This window comes from Herbidospora daliensis, from assembly GCF_001570585.1.
GTDB classification, from domain to species: domain Bacteria; phylum Actinomycetota; class Actinomycetes; order Streptosporangiales; family Streptosporangiaceae; genus Herbidospora; species Herbidospora daliensis.
The window spans coordinates 441,053-462,305 of the sequence record NZ_BBXF01000002.1 but is presented as its reverse complement, the minus strand read 5'-3'; the positions used below and the strand labels follow the sequence as shown (position 1 = coordinate 462,305).

Here is a 21,253-nt window from a genome sequence, read left to right as displayed (position 1 = left end):
GAATCCTCGCTGGAAAGCGGCATAACGGACGTTAGTCGTCCGAGTCGTCCTTGTTCGGGAAGATCATCTGGCAGACCTCGAGGTAAAGGGTCTCGGGGTATGGAATGTAAGGGACGGTCCGCAACGCCTGGTCTTGACCGGCCGATTCCATGACGAATTCCCCGTAGCCGAGAATCCTGCCCATGAGGTCACGCTGGAAGCTCATGTCGGTGACCTTGCCGAGGGGCATCATGGCCACCTTGCGGGTGATCAGCCCGGTGGCCAGCATCATGCGCTGAGAGGTGACGACGAAGTAGTCGACCGACCACTCCGCCACCTTCCACACGAAGCGGATCAGCAGCAGGAGCCAGGCCCACCAGATGATGACGAGGGCCTGGCCGCCGCTTGCGGGGCCGAGCCACTGGCTGGCGAGCCCGGCGATGATCAGGCCGCCGAAGATCTCGGCGACCGGTCGGAGCAACACGGCCGGATGGCGGCGAACCATGATGACCTGATGCTCGTGGGGAAGTAAGTAGCGGTTGACGGAGGACGGGGCGGAGTCCCCGTGGGTGACTAGTCTCATGACAGTCGCGCGAAGAATTGGGCGACTGAGTTGGCGCCGTTGACGACCCCGGTGACCGCGCCGGTCACGGTGTCGGCGGCGTCATGCGGCCGCGACAACAGGTAGAAAGCCACCAGAGCAACAGCTCCCCACTTGAGAATCTTCTTGACCTGCACTGCGGTCACCACTCCCACTGAGTCATAGATTACCCAGGCACCTGGTTCGGTAAAGCGCTTAAAGCCGGAACTACCGGCCTCGCTATGACTCCGTCGCGGTAGCGAGAACCTGGAGGTGCCGGCGCGCGATGCGCTCCACCAGCCCGGGATAGGCGTGACCCGTCACTTCCACGGCCCCATGGTGGGCGGCCTGAATACAGCGCGTGACAGTAGAAGCCGGGTGAATTCCGGCGAACTCATCACGGAGCATGGCCTCGACCTGCTCATACTGACTCATGGCTCTCCCTGGTGCGCGCCCCACGTAACACCGAGTGACGCTAAAGAGACGTCGTCACTACTGTACGTACCCGAGCAGTCACCAAGTGTAACTAATCAGGCGACACCGTAGAGCCGGTCTCCGGCGTCGCCGAGGCCGGGGAGGATGTAGCCCTGGTCGTTGAGCCGCTCGTCGAGGCCGGCGGTGACGAGCCTGATGGGGTGGCCGGAGTCCTTGAAGACCCCGTCGAGGTGGGCGATGCCCTCGGGGGCGGCCAGGAGACAGAGCGCGGTCACGTCGACGGCGCCCCTGGCGAAGAGGAACTGGATCGCGGCGGCCAGGGTGCCGCCGGTCGCGAGCATCGGGTCGAGCACGAAGCACTGCCGGCCCGACAGGTCGTCGGGCAGCCGGGTGGCGTAGGTGGAGGCCTCCAGGGTCTCCTCGTTGCGGATCATCCCGAGGAAGCCGACCTCGGCCGTGGGGAGCAGCCGCATCATCCCGTCGAGCATGCCGAGGCCCGCCCGCAGGATCGGCACTACCAAAGGTGTCGGACGGGAGAGACGTACACCCTGAGTGGGAGTGAGGGGCGTCTCCACGGTCACCTCGGTGACGCGCACGTCCCTGGTCGCCTCGTAGGCGAGGAGGGTCACCAGTTCGTCGGCCAGCCGCCGGAAGGTCGGCGAGTCGGTCCGCACGTCACGAAGGGTCGTGAGCTTGTGCGAAACGAGCGGGTGGTCAACGACATGGGTCTCCATGGGACAAAAGGTACCGTCAACCGGAACAGACATCCGAACCCGCCCGGCGGTTTTGATCACAATTTGCGCGACAACCGGACGGGGGTGTCGCGCGTCTGAAACCATTACGGCCGTGATGACCGCGTCGGTGGAGATCAGATGACAGACGAAGACGTACTTGACTTCGCCATCGTGGTCTACCGCGAAGACGACCAGTGGGAAGCCGAAATGCTCCCAGTGGCGCTCACCTCTGACCTCCGGGGCCTGCTCCAGGCGCTGCGCCAGCAGCCCAGCAACGCCGGAACGATTGGCCTGGTCGCCGTTGGGGATGACTTCTTCGTGGCATTACGGGTCTTCGGCGAGCGGGTGAGCGTCTTCCTGTCAGACATCACCGCGTCGTGGGAGTGGCCGCTCGCGCGGCAGGTGCTCGACTTCATCGACGTCCCGGTGCCCGAGGAGGAGGAGCTCGACAGCGTGTTGCCCGCGGGCGACCTGTCGGTCTTCGCCGACCTCGGCCTCGACGAGATGGAGCTGGGCGCCCTGTCGGGCGACCGCGACCTCTACCCCGACGAGGTGCTGTTCAGCATCGCCGCCCGACTCGGATTCCGCGACCCCTTCGAACGCGCCGTCGACGCCATCATCGGCTGAGAAAACCTCGGGACCTCGCCATGCCCACGCGAACCAATCTCTTCGCCGCCGCTTTCCTGCGCACCAACGGCCGCTGGTCGGGGGCCGAGGTCGACCTGTCCGAAGCCGAGATCGCCGACGACGTCGGCGACGCCGTGAGCGAGGCCCTCGCCCTGACGGGCGACGAGCTGGTGCTCCTGTGCGTCGAGGTCGAAGACGAGTGGTTCGCCCTCGTGCGCTACGAGGGCGACCTCGACCCGAGGGTGTTCCTGTCCGACGCCCAGGCCGGGGCCACCGACCCGCTCGGCGAGCTGTTCGCCGAGCTGGCCGGCATCGCCGTCGACAAGGAGACGCCCGACCTCGGGGTCCGCCCCGGCGGCGACTTCGAGCTGCTGGCCGACTTCGGCCTGCGCGCCGAGGAGCTGCTGGAGCTGAGCGTCGAGGAGGGCATGCTGCCCGCCGACGTCCTGTCGGTCGTCGCCGAGCGCCTCGCCTTCGGCGAAGAGCTCGACCGGCTCAGGTGATCTTCTCTGTACGACCAGGTGATGGGCCTGGCCCTCGCCGAGGCCCTGGAGGCGTCGCAGCGGGGTGAGGTGCCCGTGGGCGCCGTCGTCGTGTCCGGAGACCGGGTGCTGGCGCGGGCCTCGAACACGCGCGAGTCGTCGGGCGATCCGACCGCCCATGCCGAGATCCTGGCCCTGCGGGCCGCGGCCGCGGCGCTGGGGCAATGGCGGCTGTCCGGCTGCACCCTCGTCGTGACGCTGGAGCCCTGCACGATGTGCGCGGGGGCCGCCGTGCTCTCTCGGGTCGACAGGATCGTCTACGGGGCCGTCGACGAGAAGGGCGGGGCCGTCGGGTCGTTGTGGGACGTGGTTCGCGACCGGCGGCTCAACCATCGGCCCGAGGTGGTCATGGGCGTACGCGAAGAGGAATGTTCTGCCTTGCTTTCGGCCTTCTTCGCCGCGAGGCGCGAGCAGTGACCTTTTCCGGTAAGCTGCTCTGCGGTGGTGTCTCCTAGTGGCCGATGGAGCGCGCCTCGAAAGCGCGTGTAGGGCAACCTACCGTGGGTTCAAATCCCACCACCACCGCCACGCATACGAAGACCCGGTGTGATCATCACACCGGGTCTTTTCGTTTCCGCCTCAGAGTTCGAGCACCCGCGCGTGCAGCACCGAGCGCTGGTGCAGCGCCGCACGCAGGGCCCGATGGAGCCCGTCTTCCAGGTAGAGCTCGCCCTCCCACTGGACGACGTGTGGGAAGAGGTCACCGTAGAAGGTGGAGTCCTTGGCCAGCAGCGAGTGCAGGTCGAGGTTGGCCTTGGTGGTGATGAGCGCGTCCAGTCTGACCTGGCGGGGCGGAATCTGCGCCCACTCGCGATGCCCGAGGCCGTGCTCGGGATAAGGGCGTTCGTCGCCGACCAACTTAAAGATCACGCTATGTAGTTTATGAGACGAAGGTGGCCAGGGTCAGATCGACCCGGAGAACGTGTCACATCGTGCTGGATCTCCTGATTTGTAGCCGTTCGTGAACCAGGTGACCCGCTGCTCCGAGGTGCCGTGGGTGAAGGCGTCGGGGTTCACCTGGCCCCCGCTCTTGCGCTGGATCGAGTCGTCGCCGACCGCCGAGGCGGCGTCGAGCGCCTCCTGGATGTCCTTGTCGGTGAACGCGTTGGCGAAGAAGCCGGTGTCGACGGCGTTCTTGGCCCAGACGCCCGCGTAGCAGTCCGCCTGGAGCTCCACCCGGACCGACCCGCTGTCGGCCCCCTCGCCGCCGCTCTGCTCCAGGGTGCCGGTGAGGTTCTGGACGTGGTGGCCGTACTCGTGGGCGATCACGTAGGACTGGGCGAACGGGGTGTTCGCCGCGCCCAGCTGCGATTCCAGTTGGTTGAAGAAGCTCAGGTCCAGATAGACGTAGCGGTCGACCGGGCAGTAGAAGGGCCCCACGGCCGAGTCGGCCGCGCCGCACTCGGTCTGCACGCCCTGCTCGAAGAGCGCCGTCTTGGCCTTCTGGTAGCCGTCGACCTGCGTGGCCCAGTAGTCCTGCAAGCTGTTGACGACACCGACGACCCGGCACTGCTCGTCCTGGTCGGCGTCCGCGCCGGTCTTGCACTTCTCGCCGAGGTCACTGGAGGGCTGGACGGCCGGGTTCTCCGAGCCTCCCCCGCCGGTGATGTCACCGGGGTTGATGCCGAAGACGAGGGCGACGATCAACGCGATGATGCCGGCCGCGCCACCGCCGATCGCAAGCCCGCCACCGGGGATCCCGCCCCGGCCACGGTTCTCGACCTGAGACGAGTCGAGTTGCGCTTGGTCATCGAAATCCATGGGCGCGCTACTGCCCTTCCGATGAGCGATCATGCGGGGATGAGCACCGCGGAAGAGGCCGAACTGATTGCCGAGCTGGACCGGCTCCTGAGGGCCGCCCTCGCCCACGACGACCCGGAGGAGATGCGCGATCCCTTCCTCCGGTCCGCGGGCAGCCTCCTCGACTACGGGATCGATCACCTGGTCGACGTCTATCCCGTCTGGATGGAGATCGACGACATCTTCGACCACTGGCCCGTCGACTACGGCGACGAGACCGACACGATCGCGATGCGGGAGGTCCGGCTGGCGGCGGAGGAGTGGCTGGCCCTGCCGAAGACGGAGGCCGAGATCGGCGAATACGTGAAGCGGTGGCGGACTCGCCAGGCACACGACGATTGGCCGGAACCAGGTGGGGTCTGGATCGCTGGAAACTGGGGCGGTGGTCCCCCAGGGCGGGAGAGGGACGACAGCGGCTTGGGGTGAGAGCAGATTTCTCGTCGCGGGCGTAGCCGGCGCGGGCGGTTGGCGCCGGTTGCGGCCTTAGCCGGGGCGGCGGGCGGTGCCGGGGTGGGCGGAGCCGTAACGGAAAAAGAAAGAAGGGGCTGGTCGGCTGTGCGACCTGCCCCTTCTGGTGGCGGAGGATAGGGGATTTGAACCCCTGATCGGTTTCCCGAAACACGATTTCCAATCGTGCGCCCTAGGCCAACTAGGCGAATCCTCCGCCGAGAAGCTTACATGACTTGGCGCATGCGCCGTCCTTCCAATCGGAGGGCTGGGCACAGGTGGTGCGGCTGGCGGCTAGACTGTCCTCGGACCCCTCGCGCGGCGTCATCCTGTGAACCTCCCCAGGGCCGGAAGGCAGCAAGGATAAGCGGGCTCTGGCGGGTGTGCGGGGGGTTCTTTGCTTCCGGTTCTGCTCTCCCCGAGGAGACCGTTCATGAGTCTCGCGCTCTACCGCAAATACCGTCCTGGGACGTTTGCAGAGGTCAAAGGGCAGGAGCACGTCACCGATCCGCTCCGCCAGGCTCTCAGAAGCGGGCGCGTGAACCATGCCTACCTCTTCAGCGGCCCTCGTGGATGCGGCAAGACGTCGAGCGCGCGGATCCTCGCCCGGAGCCTCAACTGTGAGCAGGGGCCGACTCCCGATCCCTGCGGCGTGTGCGAGTCGTGCGTCGCGCTGGCCCCGACCGGGCCCGGCCACCTCGACGTGATCGAGATCGACGCCGCCTCTCACGGTGGTGTCGACGACGCGCGTGACCTGCGTGAACGCGCTTTCTTCGCGCCCGTGTCGGCGCGGTTCAAGATTTACATCATCGACGAGGCGCACATGGTGACCCGCGAGGGTTTCAACGCGCTGCTGAAACTCGTCGAGGAGCCTCCGCCGCACCTGAAGTTCGTCTTCGCGACGACCGAGCCCGAGAAGGTCATCGGGACGATCAAGTCGCGCACCCACCACTACCCGTTCCGGCTGATGCCTCCGGCGACGCTGAAAGCGCTCATGGAGGAGATCCTCGCGTCGGAGTCGGTGCCCTACGAGCCGGCCGCGCTTCCTCTGGTGGTCCGCGCCGGGGCCGGGTCGGCCCGCGACTCGTTGTCGATCCTCGACCAGCTCCTGGCCGGCGCCGACGAGAACGGGATCACCTACTCGCGTGCGGTGTCCCTGCTCGGCTACACCGACGGCGACCTCCTCGACGAGATCGTCGGCGCCTTCGCCCGGCGTGACGGCGGGCAGGTCTTCCAGGCGGTCAACCGGGTGATCGAGGGCGGCCACGACCCGCGCCGCTTCGCGACCGACCTGCTGGAGCGGTTCCGCGACCTGGTGATCCTGGCGAACGTGCCCGAGGCGGCGGCCAACGGGCTGCTCGACCGGCCCGCCGACGAGCTGGAGCGCCTGCAGGGGCAGGCGGCCGCGATGGGGCCCGCCGAGCTGACGCGGGCGGGGGAGATTTTCAACGCGGGGCTGACGGAGATGCGGGGGGCGGCGTCGCCCCGACTGCTCCTGGAGCTGATGTGCGCCCGCATCCTGCTGCCTGCGGCCGAAGGCGGCGAGGCGGCGATGATGACCCGCCTGGAGCGGCTGGAGCGCGACGGGGTCGCGGGGGCGCGCGGGCAGGTTGCGGCATACCCGGCGGGCGGTCCGGCGACGGCTCACGTCGTCGGCCAGCATGGCGGCCACGCGGGGCAGGCTTCCCAGGCTGGGGCGTATCAGGGGCAGGCTCCACAAGCGGCGTATCAGGGTCAGGCGCCGCAGGCAGGGACCTATCAAGGGCAGGCTTCGCCGCAGAGCGCCCCGGGGGTGCAGACCCCGCAGCACGGTGCTGATCAAAGCCAGACCTCGCAGCGCGGTGCCTATCAGGACCAAGCGCCCAACAGTGCCGCGGAAATGGGGCAAAGCCCGCAGCTCAGGGCTCAGCAGGGCATGCCCGGTGCGCAGCAGGACCATGGCTCGGGTCAGCAGACCGGGGCATCGCCCGCTCAGACCGGTTCCTCTGATGCCCAGCCTGGTGCCGGGCAGGTCAACGGCCGACCGGCGGCGGGTGGCTCGGCCGACGACTGGCCCGAGACGGTCAAGCCCGGTTCGGGCGGGCCCGCGACCCAGGCCCAAGCGGCCCAGCCTGCCGCTCCCCCGGCCGGTGACTGGCCTACAGCCGTCAAGCCCGGGTCCGGTGGCCGGCCCGCCGACGTTCCGGCTTCCCCGCAGCAGGCCGAGGCGCCCCAGCCCGCTCAGGCCCCGCAGGCGGCCGCTGGAGTGGGTGTGGTGGCGCAGGTGTGGCCGCAGGTGCTGGAGGCGGTCAAGAACCGGCAGCGGGTCGCCTGGATGATCCTCAACGCCCAGGGCCGCCTGCTTGGGGCCGAGGGCAACGTGGTGACGGTCGGGTTCGAGAAGCCGGGCGACGTTCAGGGCTTCCTGAAGGGCAAGCGTGACGAGGTCGTCGCCGCGGCCCTCGGTGACGTGCTCGGAGGCCGCTGGCGGGTCGACGTCGTCGTGGGCGGTACCGGAGGCGGGCAGGCTGCTCGTCCGTCCCAGCCGTCTCCGCCGCCGGCACCGCCGGTTCAACCCGCTCAGCCCGCGCAGCCGGTGCAGCAGGCTCAGGCGGCCGCCCCGCCTGCGCCCGCTCCGCCGACTCAGCCTGCCCGGGAGGCCGCCCCGGCTCGTAAGCAGCCCGAGAAGGCCGCCACCGACGAGTCGTGGCCCGATGCGCCGACCGACGAGTTCGAACGGCCGGCCCCGCAGTCCGACTACGAGGCCCCTCCGCCACGGGCGGCGGCGCCCCGGCAGGCGGCGGCCGCCGCGCCCGCCCGGCAGGCCTGGCCGGACGCGGTGCCGTCGCGTTCGAAGAAGTCGGAGGTGGACGACGTCGACCCCGACAACGACGCCGACGTCGACACCGACGGCCTCTCAGGGCTGGCGCTGCTCCAGAAGGAGCTCGGCGGCCGGGTCATCCAGGAGATCGACCACTCCTAATCGCCGATTCCCCGCACGACGTCCATCAGGTCGTCGGTGGTCAGGGGGTTCTCGGTGATGCGGACCGTCAGCGCCACCCCGGGTGAGTCGAGCCAGAAGGCCTCGGTGTCGGTCGCCAGGCCGGGGGTGCCGTCTTTCGAGAACTCCTTGAGGTTCCAGCCGTCGCGCTCGTCGTATTCGGTCAGGAACTCCCGCAGCGACGGCAGGTCGGTCAGCGCCTCGCCGCGCAGCACGGCGACGCGGAGGTCGGCCTGGTGGCCGTCGGGCGTCTCGCGTTCCCAGACGCGGGTCGCGAAGGTCACGTCTTCCCATTCGGACTCGAAGTCGCTCACCGAGGGCCCGGCCCCCGCCGGGACGTGAGTGATCGCGAAGCCGTCGAGGGTGCCGCCGTCGCGGCCCGGAGAGCCGCCGGCGGGGGCCGACAGGACGAGGAGGCCGGCCATGAGGAGCGTGCCGATCATCGAAGGTCTCCCTAGAAGGAGTGGGTGAGGCGGACCGACGCAGCCGCGTGTCGGTGGTCGTCCGCCGGGACGATCGACATGATGCGCTCCAGGATCGCGACGTCGTCGTGGCCTCCGCTGGTCTGTGCATAACTCCAAAGGTGCGTCGCGGACCCCTTGCCCAGGATCTCGGACCTCACGCGGGCTTCCAGTTCGTTCCTTTCGCGGCGGATCTCGAAGGACTCCGACCGGGGCAGCAGCGGGCCCTGGTAGCGGTTGACGACCGTGTCGAGGTCGCCGGTGGACAACGCCCTGCGGACCGTCTGGAGGTCGGTGTCGACCTCGCCGACCAGGCGGTATGGCTTCGCCGCCACGGCGCCGGGCAGCTGCGCGCGGAGCCGGTGGATCTCCGCACGGATGGTCACGGGGTTGCCGTCGTCGCCGTACAGGAGGAAGGAGAGCTGTTCGGCGGTCAGGCCGCGCGGGTGGGTGGCCAGGAGGGTCAGGATCTCCGCGTGGCGCAGCGAGAGGGGCACGCGTCGGCCGCTGTAGTCGGCGAACGGGGTGCCGCCGAGGAGGGTCAGCGACAGCGGGGGCGGGCCGCCGCGACGGCAGTCGACCAGGTAGGAGTCGCCGAGGAACTCCACGTCGCCCACGCGGCCGTCGGGCAGCACGACCCGGCCGCCCTCTGACGGGAGTGAAACACGTTCCCCCTGGAACCGTTCTCCGGCGATGACCCGGCCGCTGCACGACACCAGCAGGCCCGAGCGGGTGGCGTGGCGGGTGCGGATGCGCTCGTCGTTCTCCCGCATGCGCAGGGCGAGGTGGCTCTCGGCCAGCTGGGCGGCCGCGCCGACCAGGGCGACCGTGGCCGGGGGCAGGGAACTGGCGATGCCGCTGATGTCGACGCAGCCCAGCACCGCGCCCGTGTCGGGGTCGACGATCGGGGCGCCGACGCACGACCAGCCGTGGAGGACCTCGATGTGGTGCTGCTCGCCGTAGACGCTCGTGGGGACCCCGGCCGCCAGGGCGGTGCCGATGCCGTTGGTGCCGACGGCGGACTCCGACCAGGCGAAACCGTCGGCCAGGCCGATGCGGTCGCCCTGGCGGAGGACCTCGTGGTGGCCGTCGCGCCAGAGGATGTTCCCGGCGGCGTCGGTGACCACCATGATGTGGGCCGCCTCGTCGGCGATCTGCAACAGCGTGTGGCGGAGAAGGGGCATCAGCTCACGTAGCGGATGCGCGGCGCGGGCGGCCGGGACGTCGGTGGGGTCGTAGACCAGCGGGGCCGCGCGGACGCCGGGGTCGACCCCGGCGGCGAGTGAACGGCGCCATGACGCCGAGATGATCGTGTCGCGTGATCTCACAGGCCCCAACCCTCCCGGATGCTGATCCACAATCTCCAGGAGTAACCGATTGATCGCAACCTGTATGCAACGTTCCAGTGCCTACGTTTGGTTCCGCCACTCCGGGCCGCGGCCGACCCGGGGTGGAAAGGCCGGGTCTCGGACGCTTGGAGGGGGGCCGGGACCCGGCCAGGGCCGCACCAATGAACACGCTCCGTGCTCCGGTGTCAGATGAGCGGCAAACACCGTAGGCTCGGTCGGGACGAACTACGTCGCCGGTCGCTGAGGAGCGCACGATTGTGAACCCAGAAGTCAACCTGCAGCAGTTGCTGGAGCAGGCTCAGCTCATGCAGCAGCAGCTCGTCTCGGCGCAGCAGGAGCTCAACGACGCCGAGGTTCAGGGGAGCGCGGGCGGGGGCCTGGTTGTGGCGACCGTCAACGGCAGTGGCGAGCTGCTCGAACTGAAGATCAACCCGAAGGTCATCGACTCCGGTGACGCCGCCGAGACGGCCGAGACCGTCGCCGATCTGGTCATCGCGGCCGTGCGCGACGCCGTCCGCGCCGCCGGCGAGCTCCAGCAGGAGAAGCTCGGCCCGCTGTCGCAAGGCCTCGGTCAGCTCCCAGGTTTCTAGATATGTACGAAGGCGTCGTCCAGAACCTGATCGACGAGCTGGGCCTGCTGCCCGGCGTCGGTCCCAAGAGCGCGCAGCGCATCGCGTTCCACCTGCTGTCGGCCGATCCGGCCGACGTCAAACGGCTGGCCCACGCCCTTCTCGAGGTCAAGGAGAAGGTGCGGTTCTGCCGCGTGTGCGGCAACGTGGCCTCCGAGGAGGAGTGCCGGATCTGCCGCGACCAGCGTCGCGACCCCCACGTCATCTGCGTGGTCGAAGAGTCGAAAGACGTCGTGGCGATCGAGAAGACGCGCGAGTTCCGGGGGCGCTACCACGTGCTGGGGGGCGCGATCAGTCCCATCGACGGGGTCGGTCCCGACGACCTCCGGGTTCGCGAGCTGATGACCCGGCTCGCCGACGGCGAGGTGACCGAGCTCATCCTCGCCACCGACCCGAACCTCGAGGGCGAGGCCACGGCCACCTATCTGGCCCGGCTCGTCAAACCGATGGGTTTAAAGGTCACTCGGCTGGCCAGCGGTCTGCCCGTCGGCGGCGACTTGGAGTACGCCGACGAGGTCACCTTGGGCCGCGCTTTCGAAGGACGGAGACTGCTGGATGTTTGACGACGAGTGGAAGGACCTGGCCGACCGGGTCGCCGGGCACGCCCAGAACTACCTCGACGGCCTGACCCGGCTGGCGGGGGGCGAGGGCGGCAACGCCATCCTCCCGCTGCTGCTCGTGGAGGTCGCCCAGGTCAGCCTGGCCGGTTCCCAGCTCGCCGCGGTTCACGACGTGATCCTGCAGGGCAACGTCGAGCCCGCCCTCAGCGAAGACCCCGACATCGACCCGCTGAGGGTGGCGCTGGCGGCCCGGCTGGGCCCGGTCGACGACTACGCCGAGGTGTTCGACCCCTACAAGGACACCACGGTGACCCCCTACCGGCTCTCCGACGACCTGACGGCGGTGGCGGCCGACCTGATCCACGGGCTGCGCCACTACAAGGCGGGGCGGCCGCTCGAGGCCATCTGGTGGTGGCAGTACTCCTACTTCAACACCTGGGGCAACCACGCCGGCGCGGCCCTGCGGGCGCTGCAGGCGCTGGTGGCCCACACGCGGCTCGATGTGGCTGAAGAGGTCACCGCGGTCTGAGGTTGTCCACATGCTGGGCTAACTCAGTTGGCCCTCTGGGGTGCGTAGCTAAACTGTGAACTCCACGTCCTGATTCGTTCGGAGAGATCCAGTGGCGCTCGTTGTCCAGAAGTATGGTGGTTCGTCCGTCGCCGATGCCACGAGCATCAAGCGTGTCGCGCAGCGGATCGTCGCCACGAAAAAGGCGGGCAACGAGGTCGTGGTCGTCGTCTCCGCGATGGGCGACACGACCGACGAGCTGCTCGACCTCGCCCAGCAGGTGTCGCCGCTGCCTCCGGGCCGCGAGCTCGACATGCTGCTGACCTCCGGCGAGCGCATCTCGATGGCGCTGCTCGCGATGGCGATCGCCAACCTGGGCCAGGAGGCGCGCAGCTTCACCGGGTCGCAGGCCGGTGTGATCACCGACTCGATCCACGGCAAGGCGCGCATCATCGACGTGTCGCCCGGCCGCCTGCGCGACGCCCTCGACAAGGGCCACATCGCGATCGTGGCCGGGTTCCAGGGTGTCTCGCAGGACACGAAGGACATCACGACGCTGGGGCGCGGCGGTTCCGACACGACCGCCGTCGCCCTCGCCGCGGCCCTCGGGGCCGACGTGTGCGAGATCTACACCGACGTCGACGGCATCTTCACCGCCGACCCCCGGGTCGCCTCTAAGGCTCGCAAGATCCCGCGCATCTCGTACGAGGAGACCCTCGAGATGGCGGCGTGCGGCGCGAAGATCCTGCACCTGCGCTGCGTGGAGTACGCGCGGAGGTTCAACCTCCCCATCCACGTCAGGAGCTCGTTCAGCACCAAGGAAGGCACCTGGGTCACCTCCGACCCCGCGACCGAAGGAACCGAAGTGGAGCAGCCCATCATCTCCGGCGTGGCACACGACCGGAGCGAGGCCAAGATCACCGTTGTCGGCGTGCCCGACAAGGTCGGAGAGGCTGCCGCCATCTTCCGCACGCTGGCCGACGCCGAGATCAACATCGACATGATCGTGCAGAACGTGTCGGCGGCGGCGACGGGCCGGACCGACATCTCCTTCACGCTGCCGACGAGCGACGCCCCCACCGCGCTCACGGCCCTGAAGAAGATGCAGGACCAGGTGGTCTTCGAGACGCTCCTGTTCGACGACCAGATCGGCAAGGTCTCGCTGATCGGCGCGGGCATGCGCTCCCACCCGGGCGTCACCGCCAAGTTCTTCGGCGCGCTCGCCGACGCGGGCGTCAACATCGGGATGATCTCCACCTCGGAGATCCGCATCTCGGTCATCGTCGACCAGGATCAGGTCGACGCGGCGGTCAACGCCGCACACTCGGCGTTCAATCTCGACGCCGACCAGGTTGAAGCTGTGGTTTACGGAGGAACCGGCCGATGAGCACCAAGCCCACCCTCGCCCTCGTGGGCGCGACCGGTGCCGTCGGCACCGTCATGCGCGAGATCATCTCCGGGCGCGACGACGTCTACGGCGAGATCCGCCTGGTCGCCTCGGCCCGTTCGGCCGGCAAGGTCCTGCAGGTCCGCGGCGAAGACGTGGTCGTCCAGGCGCTGACCCCCGAGGTCTTCGACGGCGTCGACATCGCGATTTTCGACGTGCCCGACGAGGTGTCGGCCACCTGGGTGCCGATCGCGGCCGAGCGCGGCGCGACCGTCATCGACAAGTCGGGCACCTTCCGCATGAACCCGCAGGTCCCGCTGGTCGTCCCCGAGGTCAACCCGGCCGACGCCGCCAACCGGCCGCTGGGCATCGTCTCGACCCCCAACTGCACCACCCTGTCGATGATGGCCGCCATGGGCGCCCTCCACGAGGAGTTCGGGCTCAAGGAGCTCGTCGTGGCGTCCTACCAGGCCGTCTCGGGCGCTGGGGTCGCCGGTTCCGCTCGCCTGTACGACGAGGTCGAGGCCCTGGCCGGAGACCGCACCGTCGGCACCACCGCCGGTGACGTGCGCAAGGTCCTGCAGAACAAGCTCGGCGACGGCGACGACACCTTCCCGGCGCCGGTCGCGTTCAACGTCGTGCCGTGGGCGGGCTCGCTCAAGGAAGACGGCTGGGCGTCCGAGGAGCTGAAGCTGCGCAACGAGTCGCGCAAGATCCTCGGCATCCCCGGGCTGAAGGTCTCCGCGACCTGCGTGCGCGTCCCGGTGATCACCACCCACTCGCTCGCGGTCCACGCGACCTTCGAGCGCGAGATCACCGTGGCCGACGCCCACCGGATCCTGGAGGCGGCGCCGACCGTCGTGCTGGTCGACGACCCGGCCAACGGGCTCTACCCGATGCCGATCGACGTCGTGGGCACCGACCCGACCTACGTCGGCCGGGTGCGGCAGGCCCTCGACTTCCCGAACACGCTCGACCTGTTCGTGTGTGGCGACAACCTGCGCAAGGGCGCGGCCCTGAACGCGGCCGAGATCGCCGAGCTGATCGTCGCCACCGAATACACCGCCTAGCGGAACAGGATGTCCCAGTGGTCGCTCTCCCGGGCGAACAGGTCCTGCTCGGGAGAGACGTACAGCTGGGAGCCGTCGCCGCGTTTGCCGTTCGGTTCGAGCTTGCGGGTGATGTAGCGGTCGAGGCAGCGGCTGGGAGCCAGATCGATCTTCCAGCCGTTGCCGTGGCTGTAGGTGCCGACGGCGTGCCCGGTCTCGGTGCCGCCGGTCACGATCAGCCGGCAACCCGACATGCGCTTGAGCTCGATCGTCTTCAGCAGGGTGCCGAGCCTGACGGTGTGCAGCGACGTACACGTCGGGCGGTGCTTGTCGACGCAGTTGCCGGTGGAACGCCAGCCGAGGCCCGCCTTCCGTATTCGGTTCATCGCGTAGTTGTGGTGCAGGCGGGTGTTCATCGCGCGGCGCCAGGTCCAGTAACGCACTTTCAGCACTCCCGTACGGAATGCGGTGCGCACCCCCTGAGGCGCTTCGACGGGGCGGAAGGTCAGCTCCGGTCTGGCGCGTTGGGCGTCGGCGGCGGCCGTTTGGCCGGGGAGTGTGACCAAGGCGAGAACGGTCAACCCGGTGACACTCCAGCCGGTCGTGCGTTGGGTCATTCTACTTCCCCCATTACTCTCCGTAGCGCGGTGGGGGAGCTTGATCAATGGCTTAACTCCCACGCCCGGGGGTGAGCCACCCTCGGAGAGGCGGAGTGTTTGGGGTAACTCGGCCATCATCTGGTGGGTTCATGACCTGACGGGGGCTGGAGACGTACAGTGACCGATGTGCCCAGGTCGAGCAGGGATCTCATCGTGGAGACCGCGCTGCGGCTTTTCCGTGAGCGGGGGTACGACGCGACGACGATGCGCGCGATCGCGGCCGAGGCCGGGGTTTCCGTCGGCAGCGCCTATTACTACTTCGCTTCCAAAGAACAGCTGATCCAGGCCTATTACGACCAGGCCCAGTCGGCCCACGAGGCGGCCAGCCGGGAAATCCTCGCCCGCGAAAGGGCGTTCGCGCCCCGGCTGCACGGCGTGCTCAGCGCGTGGGTCCGGGTTTCCGAGCCCTACCACGCGTTCGCGGTGAAATTCTTCAAGCACGCGGCCGAGCCCGACAATCCGCTGAGCCCTTTCAGCGCCGAATCGGCCCCGGCACGCGATTCCTCGGTGGCGCTCTATCGCGAGGTGGTCGAGGGCTGCGCCGACCGAATGGACCCGGAATTGCGGGCCGAACTGCCCGAACTCCTGTGGCTGCTGTCGATGGGGGTGGTGCTTTTCTGGGTGCACGACACCTCGCCCGGATGCGAACGCACCTATCGGCTCATCGACCGCAGCGTGCCCTTGGTCGATCGTTTGGTCGCGCTTTCCTACCTGCCGGGTTTGCGTGGTGTGACACGAGATTTCATCGAGGTGGTCCGCGAATTGCGGGAATGATCTGATTACTCTCAGTCACATGGTATGGGTCTTCGGGTTTGTGGCGATTGTCGTGGTGGCCCTGTTCGCGGTGCTGACGTGGCTGCGACGCAGCGGACGGTCCGACGAGGAGGGCGGCGCCGGGCCCATCGACTTCGCGGTCAACCTGGCCCTCGCGGTGTTCCTGGTGGTCGTGGCCTACGCGGTCGTGCTGTGCCGCGACGCCATCTCGGCCTCGGACGCCGACGTGCGGGCCGAATCGGAGAGCCTGGTCGAGCTGTACTGGGCGGTGGCGCCGCTGCCGCAGTCGGCCGAGGTGCGGGATCTGGTGCGGGCGTACACGACCCAGACGGTCGAACTCGACTGGCCCCGCATGCGCGAGGCGTCCCTGGACGCGCGGACCGGAGTGACCCTGGACTCGCTGCGGACCGCGATGCTGAAGCTGCCCGCGACCGACTCGGAACTGCGCGCGGAAGCCCTGGCCCGTGCCGCGGAGGTGTCGCACGCCCGAACGGTTCGAGCCGACAACGCGACGTCGGGCCTGGAATCGGTCTTCATGGTGTCGATGGTCGTGTCGGGCTTGCTGGTGATCGCCCTGCCGTGGGCCCTGCGCCGCCGGCCGACGTTGCCGTCAGTGATCGCCGACGTGGTCCGGGTCGCGACGGTGGTGACGGGGATCGTGGTGATCCACCTGATCTCGCAGCCATACGGGATCGAGGGCGCGGTGGACCCGGGGCCCCTCAAGGAGGCCCAGGTCCGATACGACGAGATCGACCGCCTGCTCCCTAACGCCGGCGCCGCCTGAGCACCGCCCCGGCCGCGACGGCGATCACCCCCGTGAAGAGCACGACCACGACGGCCTCCCGATCAGTAGGGCGATGCGTGGTGGCTGCCTGAGCCATCCGCTTCCGCGCCCGCGCAATCGCCCCGTCGGCCAGCGGAACGGAGTCGATCCGCACCGGCCCGGGCGCTTCGGCAGGGGGAACGCCTGGTCCGGGCGGAGCAGCGGGATCCGAGGCGGGATCGGCAGCAGGACCGGCAGCGGGGTTCGCACCGGGAGTCGCAGCACGGTTGGTAGCGGGATCCGCAGCAGGGCCGGGAGCCGATTCCGGGGCAGTCCTGGCGGCAGGTTTGGTCGCAGGTGCCGGGACGGGCGCGAGAGCGGGCGGCTTGGGCGCGGTCGCACTGGCCGGTGCCTGCGCTTCGGCGGGCGTGTTCTCACTCGGCGAGTTCTGGGCAGGCGGATTCGCTGGATTAGCAGGGCGTTTTGGGGACTCGCCGAATGCCGGCTTATAGGGGGCCTTCGAGGTTTTTGCCTGTACGGGCTGAGTGAGCGCCTTCGGATTGATGGGGTGGCCGGGGCCGTGCTCCGGCGCAGTGGCTTGACCTTGGGGCGATGCCTTGTCCACAGGAACTGCGGTGGATAGCTCTCCCACAGCCGGTCTATCCACAGCCGGTCTATCCACAGCCGGTCTATCCACAGCCGGTCTATCCACAGCCGGTCTATCCACAGCCGGTCTATCCACAGCCGGTCTATCCACAGTGGGGTTTTCCCCAGCGGGATTGTGGGCGGCTTGCGTCTCTGCGGGCTTATCCACAGCTGATGGGGTCGTGGCGGGTGAACTCGTAGTCGCATTGTTTGCCGCCAGGTTGTGGGCGGCGCTTCGATCTACGGGCGGTCTATCCACAACGACCGTATCCACAGGCGGCCCATTTGCCGGGATGGTCTCCACGACTGGTCTGTCTACAGGTGCGGTCTCCACAACGGGTTCCGCGTGGGTGGTGTCCACGAGTTGGGCCAGGAATGTGGCGACCGGGATTTTGATGGTCAGCGGCTTCGCAGGCGGGATCCGGATGGCGATGGGCAGCAGCATCGCCGGACGCGGCGCGCCCGGAAGATATACCGGACGCGGCGCTAGAGGCAGATACACCGGACGCGGCGCGCCAGGCATGTATATGAGCGTGCTCGCCGGCACCCGGACCAGTACCACCGGTCTGATCAGCACCGGAATCGTCACCGGCACAGCCAGGAACGCCCGCGTCGGCCGACGCACCACCGGCAGCCAGACCCACCCCGACTCCCCGGCCGACGCCGGTCGAGGCGGCGTCGGCCACGCCCCGGGCGGTCGGACCGTTTCGCTTCGTTCGCAGGTCACCTCGACCCACGGTCCGCGCATTTCCGCGTGACAGGACGTTCTCACTTCCACCGGGATATCTGCCATTTCTTCGTTCTAGCAGCTCAGAGGGCATTTACCCGACGTACCGAACGGTTGGTATGCTCGTGCCCTCACAATCGAAGAAGCCGGGAGGGCAACTGTGGCGCGTTGGGGAATCACCATCCCGTTCGCGGGGAGCGGGCTCGATCGAGACCTGATCGCCGAGTTGCCTTCCCTTGGTTACACCGACGCCTGGTCGGCCGAGGTCAACGGGAACGACGGGTTCACTCCGCTGGCGCTGGCCGCCGAGTGGGCTCCGGAACTGCGGCTCGGGACGGCCATCGTTCCGGTCTCCACGCGTGGGCCGGGGTTGCTGGCCATGACGGCGGCCACGGTCGCCGATCGGGCTCCTGGGCGGTTTCTGCTCGGGATCGGGGCCTCGTCTCCTGCCATCGTCGAGCGGTGGAACGCCGGGGAGTTCGTGAAGCCCTACGCCCGCACGCGTGACACGTTGCGGTTCCTCCGGGCGGCGCTCAACGGGGAGAAGGTCAGTGAGACCTATGAGACCTTCGCCGTCAAGGGGTTCAAGCTGGAGCGGGCGCCCGCGACCCCGCCGAAGATCGTGCTGGCCGCCCTACGACCGCGGATGTTGCGGCTCGCCGCCACCGAGGCCGATGGGGTGATCACCAATTGGTTGTCTCCGGGTGACGTACAGAAGGTTCGGGGGGTGATCGGCGACGAGACCGAGCTGATCGCGCGGCTCTTCGTCATCGTCAGTGACGATGTCGATCGGGTCAGGGCCGTGGGGCGGCGGATGATCGCCGGGTATCTCACGGTGCCCGTGTACGCGGCGTTTCACGACTGGCTCGGGCGGGGTGAGGTGTTGCGGCCGATGCACGAGGCGTGGGCGGCCGGGGATCGTGCCGGGGCGCTCAAGGCCATCCCCGATGAGGTGGTCGACGATCTGATCATCCATGGCACGGCGGAGCAGTGCCGGGCGCGGGTGAACGAGTACGTTCGGAACGGCCTCTCCACGCCGGTTCTGGCCCCGCTTGACCTCGGTGACCTGCCGATGGACCAAACGGTTAGGAATCTGGCCCCGAGGTAACGGAACCAACGCCGCAAAGTCCTCCGTTATCGGGGCAAATGGCCGGGCAGGGAGGCAATCATGGTCAAGGCACGACGGGCTGCGCAGGCGTACAAGGCCTACCAGGACATCTCCAGGCCGGGCAGTCCGGGTCTGGGCGCCCGTGTCCGCGCCCTGCCCCGCATGCTGGCCGGTGCGATGCGCGGTGACTACCGCGAGCTCGGCAAGGGGAAGCTGGCCCTGATGGGGGCCGCGATCCTCTACATCGTGAGCCCGGTCGACGTCGTCCCGGAGGCGCTGTTCCTGGCGCTCGGTGTGGTCGACGACTTCGGTGTCTTCCTCTGGCTGGCGACGTCGCTGCTGGGCGAGAGCGGGCGCTACGTCGACTGGGAGCGCCGGAACCTCGCCCTCGCCCCCCAGCCGGGGGTCGAGCGGCGCCGCCGCCGGTGACGTCGGGTCAGATCTCTTCCATGCGCAACCACGCCCGCGACGGCAGCGGGTGGCCGAAGAGGCGGGCGGCGTTGCCGTAGGCCACCCGCGCGATGTCGGCCGGCGGCAGGTTGCCCAGCCGCCGGGCGACCGAGTGTTGCGTGTCGGGCCACGACGACTCGGCGCGGGGGTAGCCGCTCTCCAGGAGCACGTGTTCCATGCCGACGGCCATGCGCACCCCGCTCAGGGCGGTGTCGTCGAGGGTGCCGAAGAAGAAGTTGCGGCGCAGGACCTCGCTCGGCCGCAGGCCGCCGTCCCAGGCCGACTCGCTCGACACCGGGTGGTCGAGGGCGTAGTCGGCGCGTTCGGCCAGCATCGGGAGCCAGCCCACGCCGCCCTCGACGATGAGGATGCGCAGGCCGGGGAAGCGCAGCGGGATGCCCGACCACAACCAGTCGGCGCAGGCGAACATCGCCGTCGACGGCATCAGGGTGGTGATCGCCTCTATGGGGGTGTCGGGCGAGGGCACCGGGGCCCACGACGACGCGCCGGTGTGGAGGCAGACGACCGTGCCGGTCTCTTCGCAGGCGGCCAGGAACGGATCCCAGTGGCCGCTGTGGATCGACGGCAGGCGCAGGCGGGTGGGGAACTCGGGGAAGACGACGGCCTTGAAGCCGCGGGCCGCGTTGGCCTTGATCTCCTTGGCGGCGACCTCGGGGTCGGGCAACCAGGGGAGCTGGAGGGCGATCACGCGCTCGGGGTAGGTGCCGGCCCACACGTCGACGTGCCAGTCGTTCCAGGCCTTGACCAGGGCTAAGCCGAGATCCTGGTCGCGGGTGCGGGCGAAGGCGACGCCCGCCTGGGTGGCCAGCATGCCGGGGAAGTTCAGGGCCGCCCAGATTCCGGCACGGTCCATATCTTCGATGCGGGCGTCGACGTCGTAGCAGCCGGGGCGCATGTCGTCGAAGCGGACCGGGTCGAGGGTCCACGCCTCGCGGGGGCGGCCGGCGCCGACGTCGATGCCGGCGGCCGGGTAGGTCGCGCCGCCGTAGCGCCACACCTGGTGGCCGCTGTCGGTGTCGACGACCTTGGGGGCCGCGTCGCGGAACTTGGCGGCGAGGCGGTTCTCGAAGACGTCGGGCGGCTCGATCACGTGATCATCGACTGAGATGATCACAAAATCCCGCCGCCTCGGCTCAGGGTCGGGAAGCAGCGGGGTACTCACAGCATTCAACGTTAGGGCCAAGGAATAACGCCAAACAAGCTGGCAGGTCTCCGGTTGGTATCCGTTGGTTCAGGTCGCGGCGTGGCTGGTGGCCTCGGACGCCCCACCATTATCAGTACTTTCGCGCCGGTCGTGAAGCTCTCGCCGGATCAGGAGGATCCAGCCGCCGATCGCCACCCCGATGAACAGCCACCACTGCACTCCGTAGGCCAGATTGAGCCCTCCGCCACCACCCGATTCCGGGGCGGGCACGGGCTCGGGCGCTTTTTCCGCGCTCGGCCGCTGTTCGATGAGGTCGACGTAGCCGCCGTAGAGGGGGGAGCCGACCAGGCCGGCGATGGGGCGGTCGTCGATCAGCAGGACCTGGCCCGCCGGGAGGCCCTTGCGGTCGATGATGCCGGTCGTCTCGGTGGTCTCGGCGGGGCGCAGACGGCCCGTCAATGTCACCTCGCCGCCAGGGGGCGGCGGCACCTCGGGCAGGGTGTCGATGGTCGCGCCGGCCGCGACCCAGCCGCGGTTCACCAGCACCGCGCCGTCGGCGGTCTTGAGCGGGGTGAGGACGTAGAAGCCGACCCGGCTGTTCTGGGTGCGCCTGCGGACCAGCAGCTCGTGGGCCGGGTCGTAGGCGCCGGTGGCGGTGACCCTGCGGAACTTGTCCTTCTCCGGTACGGCCCCGCCCACGCTCGTCAGATCGCCGACCGGCACCGGAGGCGCGGCCAGATTGGTCGCGTTGCGGTCTTCGGCGGCGGAGCGGTCTTCCCACCGGCCGAACTGCCACCGGCCGAGGAAGACGAAGGCCGGGATCACCAGCAGCACGACGACGTGAAGCGCCAGCCAGCGAGGGGTCAGCAGGAACCGGTACACGCCCTAAAGACTA

At 68.8% G+C, this 21,253-nt stretch carries 26 protein-coding genes, 2 tRNA genes and 1 other RNA gene; 17 read left to right on the top strand and 12 right to left on the bottom strand.

The annotated features are described in order from the left end of the window. Nucleotides 1-31: 31 nt before the first annotated feature. The 4 genes from AW274_RS08430 to upp all read right to left on the bottom strand — a co-directional run bounded on the left by AW274_RS08430 (nt 32) and on the right by upp (nt 1,728). Complete coding sequence (locus tag AW274_RS08430; RefSeq protein WP_030452650.1) at nt 32-562, bottom strand: PH domain-containing protein; 531 nt, start codon at nt 560-562, stop codon at nt 32-34. Beyond that, nucleotides 559-726, bottom strand: coding sequence for a hypothetical protein (locus AW274_RS40090; protein WP_157519910.1), 168 nt, complete (start codon nt 724-726; stop codon nt 559-561). Before AW274_RS40090 ends, AW274_RS08430 begins: the two co-directional genes overlap by 4 nt. 73 nt (nt 727-799) lie before the next feature. Further along, a complete protein-coding gene (locus AW274_RS08425) occupies nt 800-994 on the bottom strand; it encodes a three-helix bundle dimerization domain-containing protein (RefSeq protein ID WP_062340954.1) in 195 nt (64 codons plus the stop codon). Nucleotides 995-1,089: 95 nt separating this feature from the next. Beyond that, nucleotides 1,090-1,728: a uracil phosphoribosyltransferase gene (gene upp / locus AW274_RS08420; RefSeq protein ID WP_062430511.1), complete on the bottom strand. Its 639-nt coding sequence runs from the start codon at nt 1,726-1,728 to the stop codon at nt 1,090-1,092. A 138-nt stretch (nt 1,729-1,866) separates the two neighbouring features. Between upp and AW274_RS08415 the strand changes: the two genes are divergently transcribed. The 4 genes from AW274_RS08415 (at nt 1,867) to AW274_RS08400 (ending at nt 3,425) form a co-directional block, all read left to right on the top strand. Then, a complete protein-coding gene (locus AW274_RS08415; RefSeq protein ID WP_062340956.1) occupies nt 1,867-2,355 on the top strand; it encodes a tRNA adenosine deaminase-associated protein in 489 nt (162 codons plus the stop codon). A 20-nt stretch (nt 2,356-2,375) separates the two neighbouring features. Continuing rightward, complete coding sequence (locus AW274_RS08410; RefSeq protein WP_062430510.1) at nt 2,376-2,858, top strand: tRNA adenosine deaminase-associated protein; 483 nt, start codon at nt 2,376-2,378, stop codon at nt 2,856-2,858. A 21-nt stretch (nt 2,859-2,879) separates the two neighbouring features. After that, the gene (gene tadA, locus AW274_RS08405; protein ID WP_062430509.1) at nt 2,880-3,314 is read left to right on the top strand and encodes a tRNA adenosine(34) deaminase TadA; all 435 of its coding nucleotides are present in this window, start codon (nt 2,880-2,882) and stop codon (nt 3,312-3,314) included. A gap of 23 nt (nt 3,315-3,337) precedes the next feature. Next, nucleotides 3,338-3,425: transfer RNA gene (locus tag AW274_RS08400), tRNA-Ser, on the top strand. A gap of 51 nt (nt 3,426-3,476) precedes the next feature. On the opposite strand, the gene AW274_RS08395 is transcribed toward AW274_RS08400, so the two are convergent. Further along, the gene (locus AW274_RS08395; protein WP_030452656.1) at nt 3,477-3,767 is read right to left on the bottom strand and encodes a type II toxin-antitoxin system VapB family antitoxin; all 291 of its coding nucleotides are present in this window, start codon (nt 3,765-3,767) and stop codon (nt 3,477-3,479) included. Nucleotides 3,768-3,800: 33 nt separating this feature from the next. Beyond that, the gene (gene ypfJ, locus AW274_RS08390) at nt 3,801-4,658 is read right to left on the bottom strand and encodes a KPN_02809 family neutral zinc metallopeptidase (RefSeq protein ID WP_062430508.1); all 858 of its coding nucleotides are present in this window, start codon (nt 4,656-4,658) and stop codon (nt 3,801-3,803) included. A gap of 39 nt (nt 4,659-4,697) precedes the next feature. Between ypfJ and AW274_RS08385 the strand changes: the two genes are divergently transcribed. Beyond that, nucleotides 4,698-5,123 (top strand): hypothetical protein, encoded by a 426-nt coding sequence (locus AW274_RS08385; RefSeq protein ID WP_062430507.1) that lies wholly within the window; start codon nt 4,698-4,700, stop codon nt 5,121-5,123. Between the two features lie 149 nt (nt 5,124-5,272). Here AW274_RS08385 and AW274_RS08380 read toward each other — a convergent pair. Beyond that, nucleotides 5,273-5,361: transfer RNA gene (locus tag AW274_RS08380), tRNA-Ser, on the bottom strand. Between the two features lie 87 nt (nt 5,362-5,448). Between AW274_RS08380 and ffs the strand changes: the two genes are divergently transcribed. Together ffs and AW274_RS08370 are read left to right on the top strand one after the other, a co-directional pair. Then, an RNA gene (gene ffs, locus AW274_RS08375) (signal recognition particle sRNA small type) lies at nt 5,449-5,546 on the top strand. 31 nt (nt 5,547-5,577) lie between these two features. Further along, complete coding sequence (locus AW274_RS08370; RefSeq protein WP_062430506.1) at nt 5,578-8,106, top strand: DNA polymerase III subunit gamma and tau; 2,529 nt, start codon at nt 5,578-5,580, stop codon at nt 8,104-8,106. Here AW274_RS08370 and AW274_RS08365 read toward each other — a convergent pair. Continuing rightward, nucleotides 8,103-8,567 (bottom strand): hypothetical protein, encoded by a 465-nt coding sequence (locus AW274_RS08365; RefSeq protein WP_062430505.1) that lies wholly within the window; start codon nt 8,565-8,567, stop codon nt 8,103-8,105. The two genes, AW274_RS08370 and AW274_RS08365, sit on opposite strands and share 4 nt — an antisense overlap. A gap of 11 nt (nt 8,568-8,578) precedes the next feature. After that, complete coding sequence (locus AW274_RS08360) at nt 8,579-9,913, bottom strand: helix-turn-helix domain-containing protein (RefSeq protein ID WP_062430504.1); 1,335 nt, start codon at nt 9,911-9,913, stop codon at nt 8,579-8,581. Nucleotides 9,914-10,191: 278 nt separating this feature from the next. Between AW274_RS08360 and AW274_RS08355 the strand changes: the two genes are divergently transcribed. The 5 genes from AW274_RS08355 (at nt 10,192) to AW274_RS08335 (ending at nt 14,088) form a co-directional block, all read left to right on the top strand. Continuing rightward, complete coding sequence (locus AW274_RS08355; RefSeq protein WP_198169094.1) at nt 10,192-10,524, top strand: YbaB/EbfC family nucleoid-associated protein; 333 nt, start codon at nt 10,192-10,194, stop codon at nt 10,522-10,524. Between the two features lie 2 nt (nt 10,525-10,526). Continuing rightward, on the top strand, nt 10,527-11,126 hold the full coding sequence (gene recR, locus AW274_RS08350) for a recombination mediator RecR (RefSeq protein WP_030452663.1): 600 nt from the start codon (nt 10,527-10,529) through the stop codon (nt 11,124-11,126). Continuing rightward, nucleotides 11,119-11,652, top strand: a complete 534-nt coding sequence (locus AW274_RS08345) for a DUF5063 domain-containing protein (RefSeq protein WP_062340963.1) — start codon at nt 11,119-11,121, stop codon at nt 11,650-11,652. Before recR ends, AW274_RS08345 begins: the two co-directional genes overlap by 8 nt. A 91-nt stretch (nt 11,653-11,743) precedes the next feature. Then, nucleotides 11,744-13,018 carry an aspartate kinase gene (locus tag AW274_RS08340; RefSeq protein WP_030452665.1) on the top strand — a complete coding sequence of 425 codons (1,275 nt, stop codon included), beginning with the start codon at nt 11,744-11,746 and terminating at the stop codon, nt 13,016-13,018. Next, the gene (locus tag AW274_RS08335) at nt 13,015-14,088 is read left to right on the top strand and encodes an aspartate-semialdehyde dehydrogenase (protein WP_062430503.1); all 1,074 of its coding nucleotides are present in this window, start codon (nt 13,015-13,017) and stop codon (nt 14,086-14,088) included. Before AW274_RS08340 ends, AW274_RS08335 begins: the two co-directional genes overlap by 4 nt. Here the strand turns inward: AW274_RS08335 and AW274_RS08330 are convergent. Beyond that, on the bottom strand, nt 14,085-14,519 hold the full coding sequence (locus AW274_RS08330; RefSeq protein ID WP_198169093.1) for a hypothetical protein: 435 nt from the start codon (nt 14,517-14,519) through the stop codon (nt 14,085-14,087). The genes AW274_RS08335 and AW274_RS08330 overlap by 4 nt on opposite strands. A 360-nt stretch (nt 14,520-14,879) precedes the next feature. Here AW274_RS08330 and AW274_RS08325 point away from each other — a divergent pair, with 360 nt between their 5' ends. The 5 genes from AW274_RS08325 (at nt 14,880) to AW274_RS08305 (ending at nt 19,172) form a co-directional block, all read left to right on the top strand. Beyond that, a complete protein-coding gene (locus tag AW274_RS08325) occupies nt 14,880-15,500 on the top strand; it encodes a TetR family transcriptional regulator (RefSeq protein ID WP_232320038.1) in 621 nt (206 codons plus the stop codon). A 40-nt stretch (nt 15,501-15,540) separates the two neighbouring features. Further along, nucleotides 15,541-16,284 carry a bestrophin-like domain gene (locus AW274_RS08320; protein WP_198169092.1) on the top strand — a complete coding sequence of 248 codons (744 nt, stop codon included), beginning with the start codon at nt 15,541-15,543 and terminating at the stop codon, nt 16,282-16,284. A 1,151-nt stretch (nt 16,285-17,435) separates the two neighbouring features. Further along, on the top strand, nt 17,436-17,666 hold the full coding sequence (locus AW274_RS41845; RefSeq protein ID WP_062430501.1) for a hypothetical protein: 231 nt from the start codon (nt 17,436-17,438) through the stop codon (nt 17,664-17,666). 129 nt (nt 17,667-17,795) lie between these two features. Next, a complete protein-coding gene (locus AW274_RS08310; protein WP_062430500.1) occupies nt 17,796-18,743 on the top strand; it encodes an LLM class F420-dependent oxidoreductase in 948 nt (315 codons plus the stop codon). Between the two features lie 60 nt (nt 18,744-18,803). Then, nucleotides 18,804-19,172 (top strand): YkvA family protein, encoded by a 369-nt coding sequence (locus AW274_RS08305; protein ID WP_062430499.1) that lies wholly within the window; start codon nt 18,804-18,806, stop codon nt 19,170-19,172. 7 nt (nt 19,173-19,179) lie between these two features. Here AW274_RS08305 and AW274_RS08300 read toward each other — a convergent pair whose 3' ends face one another. Beyond that, nucleotides 19,180-20,328: an amidohydrolase family protein gene (locus tag AW274_RS08300; protein ID WP_232320037.1), complete on the bottom strand. Its 1,149-nt coding sequence runs from the start codon at nt 20,326-20,328 to the stop codon at nt 19,180-19,182. Between the two features lie 117 nt (nt 20,329-20,445). Beyond that, complete coding sequence (locus AW274_RS08295) at nt 20,446-21,240, bottom strand: SURF1 family cytochrome oxidase biogenesis protein (protein WP_062430497.1); 795 nt, start codon at nt 21,238-21,240, stop codon at nt 20,446-20,448. Nucleotides 21,241-21,253: the final 13 nt, after the last annotated feature.